At 58.1% G+C, this 12,455-nt stretch carries 16 protein-coding genes; 15 read left to right on the top strand and 1 reads right to left on the bottom strand.

What is annotated here, in order from left to right; all coding sequences use genetic code 11:
* A partial coding sequence (locus tag AC1D2P_RS28690) for an inositol monophosphatase family protein (protein ID WP_477811708.1) occupies positions 1-188 on the bottom strand: 188 nt, incomplete at its 3' end.
* A gap of 146 nt (positions 189-334) precedes the next feature.
* Between AC1D2P_RS28690 and trmJ the strand changes: the two genes are divergently transcribed.
* From trmJ to ispG, 15 genes are all read left to right on the top strand, one after another.
* Positions 335-1,105 carry a tRNA (cytosine(32)/uridine(32)-2'-O)-methyltransferase TrmJ gene (trmJ, locus tag AC1D2P_RS28695; RefSeq protein ID WP_046026630.1) on the top strand — a complete coding sequence of 257 codons (771 nt, stop codon included), beginning with the start codon at positions 335-337 and terminating at the stop codon, positions 1,103-1,105.
* A gap of 2 nt (positions 1,106-1,107) precedes the next feature.
* Complete coding sequence (gene cysE / locus AC1D2P_RS28700) at positions 1,108-1,884, top strand: serine O-acetyltransferase (protein WP_477757987.1); 777 nt, start codon at positions 1,108-1,110, stop codon at positions 1,882-1,884.
* Between the two features lie 264 nt (positions 1,885-2,148).
* Positions 2,149-2,640 (top strand): Fe-S cluster assembly transcriptional regulator IscR, encoded by a 492-nt coding sequence (gene iscR / locus AC1D2P_RS28705; protein WP_007948177.1) that lies wholly within the window; start codon positions 2,149-2,151, stop codon positions 2,638-2,640.
* Between the two features lie 50 nt (positions 2,641-2,690).
* The gene (locus AC1D2P_RS28710; RefSeq protein ID WP_046026628.1) at positions 2,691-3,905 is read left to right on the top strand and encodes an IscS subfamily cysteine desulfurase; all 1,215 of its coding nucleotides are present in this window, start codon (positions 2,691-2,693) and stop codon (positions 3,903-3,905) included.
* A gap of 85 nt (positions 3,906-3,990) precedes the next feature.
* Entirely contained in the window at positions 3,991-4,377 is a 387-nt protein-coding gene (gene iscU / locus AC1D2P_RS28715; protein WP_003443374.1) for a Fe-S cluster assembly scaffold IscU, read from the top strand.
* A gap of 34 nt (positions 4,378-4,411) precedes the next feature.
* Positions 4,412-4,735 carry an iron-sulfur cluster assembly protein IscA gene (gene iscA / locus AC1D2P_RS28720; RefSeq protein WP_003227904.1) on the top strand — a complete coding sequence of 108 codons (324 nt, stop codon included), beginning with the start codon at positions 4,412-4,414 and terminating at the stop codon, positions 4,733-4,735.
* An 8-nt stretch (positions 4,736-4,743) separates the two neighbouring features.
* Positions 4,744-5,265, top strand: coding sequence for a co-chaperone HscB (gene hscB / locus AC1D2P_RS28725; RefSeq protein ID WP_046026627.1), 522 nt, complete (start codon positions 4,744-4,746; stop codon positions 5,263-5,265).
* A gap of 51 nt (positions 5,266-5,316) precedes the next feature.
* A complete protein-coding gene (gene hscA / locus AC1D2P_RS28730) occupies positions 5,317-7,179 on the top strand; it encodes a Fe-S protein assembly chaperone HscA (RefSeq protein ID WP_109784977.1) in 1,863 nt (620 codons plus the stop codon).
* A gap of 2 nt (positions 7,180-7,181) precedes the next feature.
* A complete protein-coding gene (gene fdx / locus AC1D2P_RS28735; RefSeq protein WP_046026625.1) occupies positions 7,182-7,523 on the top strand; it encodes an ISC system 2Fe-2S type ferredoxin in 342 nt (113 codons plus the stop codon).
* Positions 7,524-7,537: 14 nt separating this feature from the next.
* Positions 7,538-7,738 (top strand): Fe-S cluster assembly protein IscX, encoded by a 201-nt coding sequence (gene iscX / locus AC1D2P_RS28740; RefSeq protein ID WP_007903597.1) that lies wholly within the window; start codon positions 7,538-7,540, stop codon positions 7,736-7,738.
* Positions 7,739-7,830: 92 nt separating this feature from the next.
* A complete protein-coding gene (gene ndk / locus AC1D2P_RS28745; RefSeq protein WP_007916882.1) occupies positions 7,831-8,256 on the top strand; it encodes a nucleoside-diphosphate kinase in 426 nt (141 codons plus the stop codon).
* Between the two features lie 28 nt (positions 8,257-8,284).
* On the top strand, positions 8,285-9,427 hold the full coding sequence (gene rlmN / locus AC1D2P_RS28750; protein WP_007948172.1) for a dual-specificity RNA methyltransferase RlmN: 1,143 nt from the start codon (positions 8,285-8,287) through the stop codon (positions 9,425-9,427).
* A gap of 17 nt (positions 9,428-9,444) precedes the next feature.
* Positions 9,445-10,203 (top strand): type IV pilus biogenesis/stability protein PilW, encoded by a 759-nt coding sequence (pilW, locus tag AC1D2P_RS28755; RefSeq protein ID WP_077431311.1) that lies wholly within the window; start codon positions 9,445-9,447, stop codon positions 10,201-10,203.
* A complete protein-coding gene (locus AC1D2P_RS28760) occupies positions 10,203-11,267 on the top strand; it encodes a RodZ domain-containing protein (RefSeq protein WP_223524082.1) in 1,065 nt (354 codons plus the stop codon). The genes pilW and AC1D2P_RS28760 overlap by 1 nt, the downstream gene beginning before the upstream one ends.
* A 3-nt stretch (positions 11,268-11,270) precedes the next feature.
* Positions 11,271-12,380, top strand: a complete 1,110-nt coding sequence (gene ispG, locus AC1D2P_RS28765; protein WP_007944259.1) for a flavodoxin-dependent (E)-4-hydroxy-3-methylbut-2-enyl-diphosphate synthase — start codon at positions 11,271-11,273, stop codon at positions 12,378-12,380.
* Positions 12,381-12,455: the final 75 nt, after the last annotated feature.

Raw genomic sequence — 12,455 nt, forward strand, 5'->3', positions numbered from 1 at the left:
GAGTGGTTTGGGTAGGCCTTGCGCAGCGCATCGATGATTTTCTGTTCGGCGGCGCGATCCACCTCGGATACATAATCCTTGGCGTCTTTTTCGTCGACCTTGATGGTATCCAGGCGCTCGATGGAGCGGAAAATCAATTCACTGGCGCTGCGGGCGGCGCGCAGCGCGATATTCAGCATGGGCTGCATGGATGTGTCACCTAAGGTTGTTAAAGAAAGCCGGGCATTCTATCAGAACTTTTCTACAGGTGAAGGTTGGTGTTCGCTTTCATAGCTTAACGGTAGTAGGAACTGTAAGATTCGGCTCCCTATTTCTGTGTTCGAGAACGCCTCCCGTGTTGCATAACATTCGTGTCGTCCTGGTCAATACCAGCCATCCCGGCAACATCGGCGGGGCTGCGCGTGCCATGAAGAACATGGGCTTGTCGAGGCTGGTGCTGGTCGAACCCCGGTTATTCCCGCATCACGAAGCCGACGCTCGTGCGTCCGGTGCCGGGGATATCCTTGAAAACGCGCAAGTCGTCGCCACCTTGGAAGATGCCTTGGTCGGTTGCAATCTGGTGCTTGGTACCAGYGCGCGTGATCGTCGCATCCCCTGGCCGTTGCTCGACCCCCGCGAATGCGGTGTGAAAGTGGTGGAGGAGGCGGGGCAGGGTGCCGAGATCGCTTTGGTGTTCGGTCGTGAAGACTCCGGCCTGACCAATGAAGAGCTGCAGCGATGTCATTATCACGTGCATATCCCCTCAGACCCTGAGTTCAGTTCGCTGAACCTGGGGGCGGCGGTGCAGGTGTTGAGCTATGAAGTGCGCATGTCCTGGCTCGCGGCCCAAGGGCAGCCGAGCAAGGTCGAGAAGGAAGAAGTCGCGTCCACCAAAAGTGGCGAGCTGGCGACCATGGATGAGCTGGAGCGATTCTATGAGCACCTGGAGCAAACCCTGGTGGCCATCGAATTCCTCGATCCGGAAAAACCGCGACACTTGATGGCGCGCCTGCGCCGGTTGTACGGACGTAGCTCGGTCAGCCGGGCAGAAATGAATATATTGCGTGGCATCCTCACGGAAACCCAAAAAGCGGCCCGTGGCGAGCTTCTAAAGCGGAAGGATTAAAAATGTTCGAGCGTTTGCGTGAAGATATCCAAAGCGTTTTCCATCGTGATCCGGCAGCGCGCAACGCCTTTGAAGTTCTGACGTGCTACCCCGGCATGCACGCCATCTGGATCCATCGTTTGTCCGCGATGCTGTGGCGCGCGGAACTGAAGTGGCTGGCGCGGCTGGTATCGAACTTCGGTCGCTGGTTGACCGGGATCGAGATCCATCCGGGCGCCAAGGTAGGTCGTCGCTTCTTTATTGATCACGGGATGGGCATCGTTATTGGTGAAACCGCCGAGATCGGCGATGACGTCACAATTTATCAGGGCGTGACCCTGGGCGGCACTAGCTGGAACAAGGGCAAGCGTCACCCGACCTTGGGTGATGGCGTCGTAGTCGGGGCGGGCGCGAAGGTGTTAGGTCCGTTCACTGTCGGTGCCGGGGCCAAGGTGGGCTCCAATGCTGTCGTGACCAAGGAAGTGCCGCCGGGTGCCACTGTGGTGGGTATTCCGGGGCGAATCATCGTCAAGTCTGATGTCGAGCAAGATGCCAAGCGCAAGGCGATGGCCGAGAAGATTGGTTTTGATGCCTACGGCCTCAGCGAAGACATGCCTGACCCGGTGGCGCGTGCCATTGGTCAGCTGCTCGATCACCTGCAGGCGGTCGATGGTCGTCTGGAAGGCATGTGCGGGGCGCTGAAGGATCTGGGCAGCAATTATTGTGCGAAAGATCTACCTGAGCTGCGTGAAGAAGACTTTGCGTGTGTGAAGGGCAAGGATCAGAGTCAGGCCAGCTGAGCCGAGTCGACTTCTATCGCGGGCAAGCCCGCTCCCACAAGCTCTCGGGTGAAGCACCGGTGGTGTGAGCGCCAAAAATCCCTGTGGGAGCGGGCTTGCCCGCGATGAAGTCGACTCGGTGCCACTGGCTGTTTGTGGCCAGTCTTTGCTATGATGCTGCCGCTCTTTTACGGGTAAACCTGACTAAAGTACTAGGTCTTATAGTTGACTTAAATACTCGGGAATTGCATACTCGCCCCATTCCGAACTCCGTGGTAATTGTCCATGCGACTGACTACAAAAGGCCGATACGCCGTGACCGCCATGCTCGATCTGGCGTTGCATGCGCAGCACGGGCCGGTGTCCCTGGCCGATATCTCCGAGCGCCAAGGCATCTCCCTGTCCTACCTCGAACAGCTTTTCGCCAAATTGCGCCGCAGCAATCTGGTCTCCAGCGTCCGTGGTCCGGGTGGCGGCTACCAGCTGTCCCGCGACATGCAGGGCATCCAGGTCGCCCAGGTGATCGATGCGGTGAACGAATCGGTCGATGCAACCAAATGCCAGGGCCAAGGCGATTGCCATTCAGGCGATACCTGCCTGACTCACCACTTGTGGTGCGACCTGAGCCTGCAGATTCACGAATTTCTGAGCGGTATCAGCTTGGCTGACCTTGTGACTCGCCGTGAGGTACAAGATATAGCCCAGCGTCAGGACCAGCGCCGTTGCAACAGCAAGGCGCCACGCCTGGACAAGATAGAAGCGTCCGCCGTCGAATGACAGCCAAAGAGCTAACGGCACGCCAGCCAGCCTGATTTAGGAGATTATCCATGAAATTGCCGATTTACCTTGATTACTCTGCGACCACCCCGGTTGATCCGCGTGTTGCGCAAAAGATGAGTGAATGCCTGCTGGTCGACGGAAACTTCGGTAACCCGGCGTCCCGTTCCCACGTGTTTGGCTGGAAAGCTGAAGAGTCCGTCGAAAACGCCCGTCGTCAGGTCGCAGACCTGGTCAACGCCGATCCGCGTGAAATCGTCTGGACCTCCGGTGCCACCGAATCCGACAACCTGGCAATCAAGGGTGCGGCGCATTTCTATGCCACCAAAGGCAAGCACCTGATCACCACCAAGATTGAGCACAAGGCTGTCCTCGACACCATGCGCCAACTGGAGCGTGAAGGCTTCGAAGTCACCTACATCGAGCCGCGCACCGACGGTCTGGTCACTCCAGAGATGATCGAAGCAGAGCTGCGTGACGACACCATCCTGGTTTCGGTCATGCACGTGAACAACGAAATCGGCACCATCAACGACATCGCAGCCATCGGCGAACTGACCCGTTCCAAGGGCATTCTGTTCCACGTCGACGCCGCTCAGTCCACCGGCAAGGTCGACATCGACCTGTCGAAACTGAAAGTCGACATGATGTCGTTCTCGGCTCACAAAACCTATGGCCCTAAAGGCATCGGCGCACTGTACGTCAGCCGCAAGCCGCGTGTTCGCATCGAAGCGACCATGCACGGCGGCGGTCACGAACGTGGCATGCGTTCCGGTACCCTGGCGACTCACCAGATCGTTGGCATGGGTGAAGCTTTCCGCGTGGCCAAAGAAGACATGGCTGCCGAAAACGTACGCATCAAAGCCCTGAGCGACCGCTTCTTCAAGCAGGTCGAAGGCCTGGAAGAGCTGTACATCAACGGCAGCATGACCGCCCGCGTACCGCACAACCTGAACCTGAGCTTCAACTACGTTGAAGGTGAGTCGCTGATCATGGCGCTCAAGGATCTGGCGGTATCGTCCGGCTCGGCTTGCACCTCGGCTTCGCTTGAGCCTTCGTACGTACTGCGCGCCCTGGGCCGCAACGACGAACTGGCACACAGCTCGATTCGCTTCACCTTCGGCCGTTTCACCACCGAAGAAGAAATCGATTACGCCGCGCAGAAAGTCTGCGAGGCCGTTACCAAGCTGCGCACTTTGTCGCCGCTGTGGGACATGTACAAAGACGGTGTCGACATTTCGAAAATCGAGTGGGCGGCACACTGATTTCAAGTCGCCGCGAACCGGCCCTGTAAAACCAAGGTTTGCAGGGCTTTAAGAGCGACTCTCTGATGAGTGAGGATTAAGCATCATGGCTTACAGCGAAAAGGTCATCGACCACTACGAAAACCCGCGCAACGTCGGCAAGATGGACGCGGAAGACCCGGATGTCGGCACCGGCATGGTCGGCGCTCCGGCGTGCGGCGACGTCATGCGTCTGCAAATCAAGGTTAACGAGCAAGGCATCATCGAAGACGCCAAGTTCAAGACCTACGGCTGCGGTTCGGCTATCGCTTCCAGCTCCCTCGCCACCGAGTGGATGAAGGGCAAGACCCTGGACGAAGCAGAAACCATCAAAAACACCCAGCTGGCTGAAGAACTGGCCCTGCCGCCAGTGAAAATTCACTGCTCCGTACTCGCTGAAGACGCTATCAAAGCGGCCGTTCGCGACTACAAGCAGAAGAAAGGCTTGATCTGACTTTCAGGTTTTGGCGACGAGTAAGGAGTCACCGATGGCTATCAGCATGACAGAAGCGGCTGCTCGACACGTGCGGCGCTCCCTCGACGGGCGCGGCAAAGGTGAAGGGATTCGTCTGGGTGTTCGCACCACGGGCTGTTCCGGCCTTGCCTACGTGCTGGAGTTTGTCGACGAGGTGGTTGCAGAGGATCAGGTGTTCGAAAGTCACGGTGAAAAAGTGATTATCGACCCGAAAAGCCTGGCCTACCTGGACGGCACCGAGCTCGATTTCGTCAAGGAAGGGTTGAACGAAGGCTTCAAGTTCAACAACCCCAACGTGCGCGGTGAATGTGGCTGCGGCGAAAGCTTCAATATCTGAGGCTTGTCGTGGGTACTCCTTGTCATTTCGCTTTATTTGAGCTGCAGCCGGGTTTCAATCTGGATCTCGATCAGCTGGCTACGCGCTACCGTGAGTTGGCGCGCAGTGTTCATCCGGACCGCTTTGCTGATGCTTCCGAGCGTGAGCAGCGGTTGGCGCTAGAGCAATCCGCGAGCCTCAACGAGGCCTACCAGACGCTCAAAAGTCCCCCCAAGCGTGCGCGTTACTTGCTCGCCTTGAATGGGGGTGAGCTGCCGCTGGAGGTCACGGTGCATGATCCGGAATTTCTTCTGCAACAGATGGAGTTGCGTGAGGAGCTCGAAGACCTGCAAGACAGTGCCGATCTGGCCGGTGTTGCAGCGTTCAAGCGTCGCCTGAAAACTGCTCAGGATGTACTGAATCAAAGCTTCGCGGCTTGCTGGAATGATGCGGCGCAACGTGAACAGGCCGAACGCCTGATGCGACGCATGCAGTTCCTCGACAAGCTCACCTACGAAGTGCGCCAGTTAGAAGAGCGCCTCGACGATTAACCCAGTGCCGCTCCGGTCGCACGCCTGATATACAGATAAGTCCTGATACCAATGGCCCTACTGCAGATCGCCGAACCCGGCCAAAGTCCTCAACCGCACCAGCGTCGTCTGGCTGTGGGGATCGACTTGGGCACTACCAATTCGCTGGTCGCTGCATTGCGCAGTGGTCTTTCCGAGCCTCTGGCCGACGCTGACGGGCAGGTCATCCTGCCGTCTGCGGTGCGCTATCACGCCGATCGCGTTGAAGTCGGTGAGTCCGCCAAGCTCGCCGCCGCTACCGATCCTTTGAACACTGTGCTGTCGGTCAAGCGCTTGATGGGTCGTGGTCTGTCCGACGTCAAGCAATTGGGCGATCAATTGCCGTACCGCTTTGTCGGCGGTGAGTCGCACATGCCGTTCATCGACACCATTCAGGGGCCGAAAAGCCCGGTCGAAGTCTCGGCCGACATCCTGAAGGTATTGCGCCAGCGCGCCGAAGCGACGTTGGGCGGTGAACTGGTCGGCGCAGTGATCACTGTTCCGGCTTATTTCGATGATGCCCAGCGTCAAGCCACCAAGGATGCGGCCAAGCTGGCTGGCCTGAACGTGCTGCGTTTGCTCAATGAGCCAACCGCCGCCGCAGTGGCTTACGGTCTGGACCAGCATGCTGAAGGCCTGGTCGCTATTTACGACCTGGGTGGCGGTACTTTCGATATTTCGATTCTGCGCCTGACGGGTGGTGTGTTCGAAGTGCTGGCTACCGGCGGCGATAGCGCGCTGGGTGGCGATGACTTCGACCATGCAATCGCGGGCTGGATCATTGAGGGCGCCGGTTTGTCGGCTGACCTCGATCCGGGTGTGCAGCGTCATCTGCTGCAAACGGCTTGTGCCGCCAAAGAAGCGCTAACCACGGCCTCGTCCGTCGAAGTGGCCTATGGCGACTGGAAAGCCGAGCTGACCCGCGAAGCCTTTGATGCGCTGATCGAGCCGATGGTCGCTCGCAGCCTGAAAGCCTGCCGTCGCGCGGTGCGTGATTCCGGTGTTGAGCTGGAAGAAGTGCATGCGGTGGTCATGGTCGGCGGCTCGACTCGCGTACCTCGCGTTCGCGAAGCGGTCGCTGAAGCGTTTGGTCGCGAACCGCTGACTGAAATCGATCCGGATCAAGTGGTGGCCATTGGTGCCGCGATCCAGGCCGATACGCTGGCCGGCAACAAGCGCGACGGCGATGAGCTGCTGCTGCTTGACGTGATTCCGTTGTCCCTGGGGCTGGAAACCATGGGCGGCTTGATGGAGAAGGTGATTCCACGCAACACCACCATTCCCGTCGCGCGTGCCCAGGACTTCACCACCTACAAAGATGGCCAGTCGGCCATGGCGATCCACGTGTTGCAGGGCGAGCGCGAGCTGATCAGCGACTGCCGCTCCCTGGCGCGCTTTGAATTGCGCGGCATCCCGGCGATGGTGGCTGGCGCGGCGAAGATTCGCGTGACCTTCCAGGTCGATGCCGACGGGCTGCTTAGCGTCTCGGCCCGTGAGTTGGGTTCGGGCGTGGAGGCCAGCATTCAGGTCAAGCCGTCCTACGGCCTGACCGACGGCGAAATTGCCAAGATGCTCAAGGATTCGTTCCAGCATGCCAACGACGACAAGGTCGCCCGCGTATTGCGTGAGCAGCAGGTCGATGCCCAGCGCCTGATCGAAGCGGTGCAGGGTGCTTTGGACGCTGACGGCGAACGCCTGCTCGATGCCGAAGAGCGCATGGTTATCGAGATGCAGGTGCAGGAACTGACCGAACTGATGAAAGGTACCGATGGTTACGCCATCGAGCTGCAGACCAAGCGTCTGTCGCAAGTGACCGACGCCTTTGCTGCCCGCCGCCTGGACTCGACGGTGAAAGCCGCGCTGGCGGGGCGCAACCTGAATGAGATTGAGGAATAACGATGCCGCAGGTCATTTTTCTGCCACACGAGAAGTTCTGCCCGGAAGGCATGGTTGTTGAGGCTGAGCCCGGAACATCGATCCTCGAACTGGCTCATGAACACCATATCGAGATGGAAAGTGCCTGTGGCGGCGTCTGTGCCTGCACCACTTGTCATTGTCTGATTCGTGAAGGCTTTGACTCGTTGGAGGAGGCTGATGAGCTGGAAGAAGACTATCTTGATAAGGCTTGGGGGCTGGAAGCTCAGTCCCGCCTGGCGTGTCAGGCCAAAGTCGGGACAGAAGACCTGACCGTCGAAATTCCGAAATATTCGCTCAACCATGCGGCTGAAGCGCCGCACTGATTCAAGGAAGCGACATGAGTCTGAAATGGGTTGATGTGCTTGAAATCGCGATCCAGCTGGCTGAGTCCAGGCCGGAAGTGGATCCGCGTTATGTGAACTTCGTCGATCTGCACCAATGGGTGCTGGCATTGCCGGAGTTCAGTGATGATCCGACCCGCGGTGGCGAGAAGGTGCTTGAAGCCATTCAGGCCGCCTGGATCGAAGAAGCAGACTGAGTCTGCACCGTACGCAGTTAGGCAATACCAAAGAACCCGCGTATAATTCGCGGGTTTAATTTTTCGCAAATTACCGTTTCTGGAGTTACACCATGGCTGTTCAACGTACTTTCTCCATCATCAAGCCTGACGCTGTTGCAAAAAACGTCATCGGCGAGATCACCACTCGTTTCGAAAAAGCAGGCCTGCGCGTTGTAGCTTCGAAACTGAAGCAACTGTCCAAAGCTGAAGCTGAAGGCTTCTACGCTGAGCACAGCGCTCGTGGTTTCTTCGGCGACCTGGTTGCTTTCATGATCTCCGGCCCGGTTGTTGTTCAGGTTCTGGAAGGCGAAAACGCTATCGCTCTGAACCGTGAGCTGATGGGCGCTACCAACCCTAAAGAAGCTGCTGCCGGCACCATCCGCGCTGACTTCGCTGATTCCATCGACGCCAACGCTGTGCACGGTTCGGACTCCGAAGCCGCTGCTGCTCGCGAAATCTCGTACTTCTTCGCAGCTACTGAAGTAACCACTCGCTAAGCATTGGCTTAAGAGTGAAGGTGAATCCATGACTACATCGACTGTAAAAACCAACCTGCTGGGTCTGACTCAGCAGGAAATGGAAAAATTCTTCGACTCAATCGGGGAGAAGCGTTTCCGTGCCGGTCAGGTAATGAAATGGATTCACCACCTTGGCGTCGATGATTTCGACGCCATGACGAACGTCAGCAAGGCCTTGCGCGACAAGCTCAAGGCTATTGCCGAAGTTCGCGGCCCTGAAGTGGTCAGCGAGGACATTTCCACCGACGGTACCCGTAAGTGGGTGGTGCGCGTGGCGTCCGGCAGCTGCGTCGAGACCGTCTACATTCCCCAGGGCAAACGCGGCACTTTGTGCGTTTCGTCCCAGGCAGGCTGTGCCCTGGACTGCAGTTTCTGCTCCACCGGCAAGCAAGGTTTCAACAGCAACCTCACCGCCGCTGAAGTCATCGGCCAGGTGTGGATTGCCAATAAATCGTTCGGCAGCATCCCGGCAACCGCCGACCGTGCCATCACCAACGTGGTGATGATGGGCATGGGTGAGCCGCTGCTGAACTTCGATAACGTCGTTGCAGCCATGCATCTGATGATGGACGACCTGGGTTACGGCATTTCCAAGCGCCGTGTGACCCTGTCGACCTCCGGCGTGGTGCCGATGATCGATGAGCTGTCCAAGCACATCGACGTCTCCCTGGCGTTGTCCCTGCACGCACCGAATGACGCATTGCGTAACCAATTGGTGCCGATCAACAAGAAATATCCGCTTAAGATGCTGCTCGAGTCGTGCCAGCGCTACATGTCGTCCCTGGGCGAAAAACGTGTGCTGACTATTGAGTACACCTTGCTCAAGGACATCAACGACAAGGTTGAACATGCCGTTGAGATGATCGAGTTGCTCAAGAACATCCCGTGCAAGATCAACCTGATTCCGTTTAACCCGTTCCCGCATTCCGGTTACGAGCGCCCGAGCAACAACGCGATTCGCCGGTTTCAGGATCAGCTTCACCATGCAGGCTTCAATGTCACCGTACGCACCACCCGCGGTGAAGACATCGATGCCGCGTGTGGCCAATTGGTAGGGCAGGTGCTGGATCGCACCCGTCGCAGCGAGCGTTATATCGCCGTGCGTGAATTGAGCGCAGAAAACGATATGGCGCAGAACGCCGCGAAATAATTCAAGAGAGGATCTCTATGTCCCTGCGCTTCGCGCTGCTTTTGCTGTGGGCCAGCCTGTGTGCTGGATGTGTCCTGTCGGGCGATTTCAACCCGATGAAGACCAGCAAGGGGCGCGATGAAGCACGTGTGGCTTACGTGCAGTTGGGGTTGGGGTACTTGCAACAAGGCATGACAGAGCGCGCCAAAGTCCCGCTGAAAAAGGCGTTGGAACTGGATAGCTCGGACCCTGACGCCAACGCAGCGCTGGCTCTGGTGTTCCAGGCCGAAATGGAGCCTGAACTGGCCGACCAGCATTTTCGCAAGGCACTGTCTTCCCGTCCCGACGATGCGCGAATCCTGAACAATTACGGCAGTTTTCTTTTCGAGGAAAAACGTTACAAAGAGGCGTACGAGCGCTTTGAGCAGGCCGCCGCCGATACGCTGTATCCTGAGCGTTCGCGAGTATTCGAGAACCTGGGAATGACTGCATCAAAGCTGGGTGAGCGTGATCTCGCGCAGCAGCAACTTGAAAAAGCCCTGCGTTTGAATCGCCAACAGCCACGTGCATTGCTCGAAATGGCTGAGTTGTCCTTCGAAGACAGGCATTATGTGCCCGCGCGTGACTATTACGATCGTTTTAGCCTGCTGACCGAGCAAAATGCACGTAGTCTATTGCTCGGCGTTCGGCTGGCAAAAGTGTTCGAAGATCGCGACAAGGCTGCAAGTGCAGGCCTGCAACTAAAACGACTCTATCCCGGTACGCCGGAATATCAGCAATACCTGTCGGAGCAATGATGAAAGCGGCGCATCCCGAAGTTGTAGCAGCGAATCGCGTTAACCCCGGTGAGACTTTGCGCCAGGCCCGCGAAAGCAATGGCTGGTCGCTGGCCGAAGTGGCCCTCAAGCTCAACCTCACCGTTACCTCCTTGAGCAATCTGGAAGCCGGCGCATTCGACAAGCTGCCTGGGCATACCTTCGCTCGCGGTTATATCCGTGCGTACGCCAAATTGCTGGGCATGGATCAAGCCGTTCTTGTGCAGCAGTTCGACCAATCCACCGGCACTGATTCCCAAGGCAGCAGCGTTCATAGCCTTGGGCGTATCGAAGAACCGGTCCGGGTTTCCCATACTATTTTGCGAATTGTCAGCCTGTTGCTGCTGATTGCGGTGATTGGTGGCGGTTTTGTCTGGTGGCAGGATCAAACGTCACTGCGCACCAAGGACTTGATCGGTCTGAGCCCGGAACACGTTGAAGTGGAGGGCGCCGACGGCACCACCCAGATTCATCCGCTGGACGAGCCGGAAGACCAGGCTGTCGCGGAAGGCCAGACTGACAACAGTACTACGCTGGCTTTGCCGCAAGCCGAGACGTCCTCTGAAGCGCCGGCTGAAGCTCAAGCCATTGCGCCTGTTGCCGCACCGACAGCACCAACACCTGTTGCTCCGGCGCACAACGCCGCTCCGGTTGCCGTCACCCCGACCCACAGCACGGCGCCTGTCGTTCCAGCGCCGGCCACCCCGGCTCCGACTGTTCCAGCTGTTCCGGCCCCAGTGGTGACTGCTCCTGTGGCGCCGACCACTCCGGCTCCTGCTCCGGTTACGACAGCGCCAGTGGCTGGCCAGGGTCAGGTTCAGTTGCAGTTCACTGCCGATTGCTGGACGCAAGTGACCGATGGCTCCGGCAAGGTGCTGTTGAGTGGTCTCAAGCGTAAAGGCGATAGCGTTTCCGTCAGCGGCAAGCCGCCGTTTTCCGTGCGTCTGGGCTTCGCCCGTGGCGTGCAGGTCAGCTACAACGGCCAGGCGGTTGATGTTGCTCCGTTCACCAGTGGCGAGACTGCTCGCCTGAAGTTGGGTCAATAAGTCATGCACGGCGAATCTCCAATCAAACGTCGCGAATCACGCAAGATCTGGGTCGGTAACGTGCCTGTTGGCGGCGATGCGCCTATCGCTGTGCAGAGCATGACCAACAGCGACACCAATGACGTCGCCGCCACGGTCGCACAGATCAATCGTCTGGAAGCGGCAGGCGTCGACATCGTGCGTATTTCCGTACCGGACATGGACGCCGCCGAAGCTTTCGGCAAGATCAAGCAATTGGTCAAAGTGCCGTTGGTGGCCGACATCCATTTCGACTATCGGATCGCATTGCGCGTCGCCGAACTGGGCGTCGACTGCCTGCGAATCAACCCGGGCAACATCGGTCGTGAAGATCGTGTACGCGCCGTGGTAGATGCCGCTCGTGATCGCGGGATTCCGATCCGCATCGGCGTCAATGCCGGTTCCCTGGAAAAAGACCTGCAAAAGAAATACGGCGAGCCGACTCCGGCCGCACTGGTCGAGTCCGCCCTGCGCCACGTTGAGCACCTTGAACGCCTGAATTTTCAGGACTTCAAAGTCAGCGTGAAAGCCTCCGACGTGTTCATGGCCGTCGAAGCCTACCGCTTGCTGGCCAAGGAAATCGTCCAGCCATTGCACCTGGGCATCACCGAAGCCGGTGGTTTGCGTTCAGGCACAGTGAAATCCGCCGTGGGCCTCGGTATGCTGCTCGCCGAAGGGATTGGCGATACTATTCGCATCTCGTTGGCGGCTGACCCGGTCGAGGAAGTAAAAGTCGGCTACGACATCCTCAAGTCCCTGCACCTGCGTTCCCGTGGCATCAACTTCATCGCCTGCCCGAGCTGCTCGCGGCAGAACTTCGATGTGGTCAAGACCATGAACGAACTGGAAGGGCGTCTTGAAGACCTGCTGGTGCCGCTGGATGTCGCGGTCATCGGTTGTGTGGTCAACGGGCCGGGTGAAGCCAAGGAAGCCCATATTGGCTTGACCGGCGGTACGCCCAACCTGATTTACATCGACGGCAAGCCGTCGCAGAAACTGACGAATGACAATCTGGTGGATGAGCTTGAACGCTTGATCCGCCAGAAAGCGGCCGAAAAGGTCGAAGCCGACGCTGCCGTTATCGCGCGTGGCTGAGCCGGACTAAAGAGCCGAACGAATTTAAGGATTTAAAGTGAGCAAGTCTCTGCAAGCCATTCGTGGCATGAACGA

The organism is Pseudomonas sp. P1_F1_2, from assembly GCF_056405815.1.

Coding starts and splice junctions, on each gene's coding strand:
- pilW (WP_077431311.1), top strand. CDS start 9,445: ATGTCCCTGCGCTTCGCGCTGCTTTTGCTGTGGGCCAGCCTGTGTGCT.
- ispG (WP_007944259.1), top strand. CDS start 11,271: ATGCACGGCGAATCTCCAATCAAACGTCGCGAATCACGCAAGATCTGG.
- iscU (WP_003443374.1), top strand. CDS start 3,991: ATGGCTTACAGCGAAAAGGTCATCGACCACTACGAAAACCCGCGCAAC.
- iscR (WP_007948177.1), top strand. CDS start 2,149: ATGCGACTGACTACAAAAGGCCGATACGCCGTGACCGCCATGCTCGAT.
- AC1D2P_RS28760 (WP_223524082.1), top strand. CDS start 10,203: ATGAAAGCGGCGCATCCCGAAGTTGTAGCAGCGAATCGCGTTAACCCC.
- cysE (WP_477757987.1), top strand. CDS start 1,108: ATGTTCGAGCGTTTGCGTGAAGATATCCAAAGCGTTTTCCATCGTGAT.
- ndk (WP_007916882.1), top strand. CDS start 7,831: ATGGCTGTTCAACGTACTTTCTCCATCATCAAGCCTGACGCTGTTGCA.
- hscA (WP_109784977.1), top strand. CDS start 5,317: ATGGCCCTACTGCAGATCGCCGAACCCGGCCAAAGTCCTCAACCGCAC.
- iscA (WP_003227904.1), top strand. CDS start 4,412: ATGGCTATCAGCATGACAGAAGCGGCTGCTCGACACGTGCGGCGCTCC.
- fdx (WP_046026625.1), top strand. CDS start 7,182: ATGCCGCAGGTCATTTTTCTGCCACACGAGAAGTTCTGCCCGGAAGGC.
- AC1D2P_RS28710 (WP_046026628.1), top strand. CDS start 2,691: ATGAAATTGCCGATTTACCTTGATTACTCTGCGACCACCCCGGTTGAT.
- rlmN (WP_007948172.1), top strand. CDS start 8,285: ATGACTACATCGACTGTAAAAACCAACCTGCTGGGTCTGACTCAGCAG.
- iscX (WP_007903597.1), top strand. CDS start 7,538: ATGAGTCTGAAATGGGTTGATGTGCTTGAAATCGCGATCCAGCTGGCT.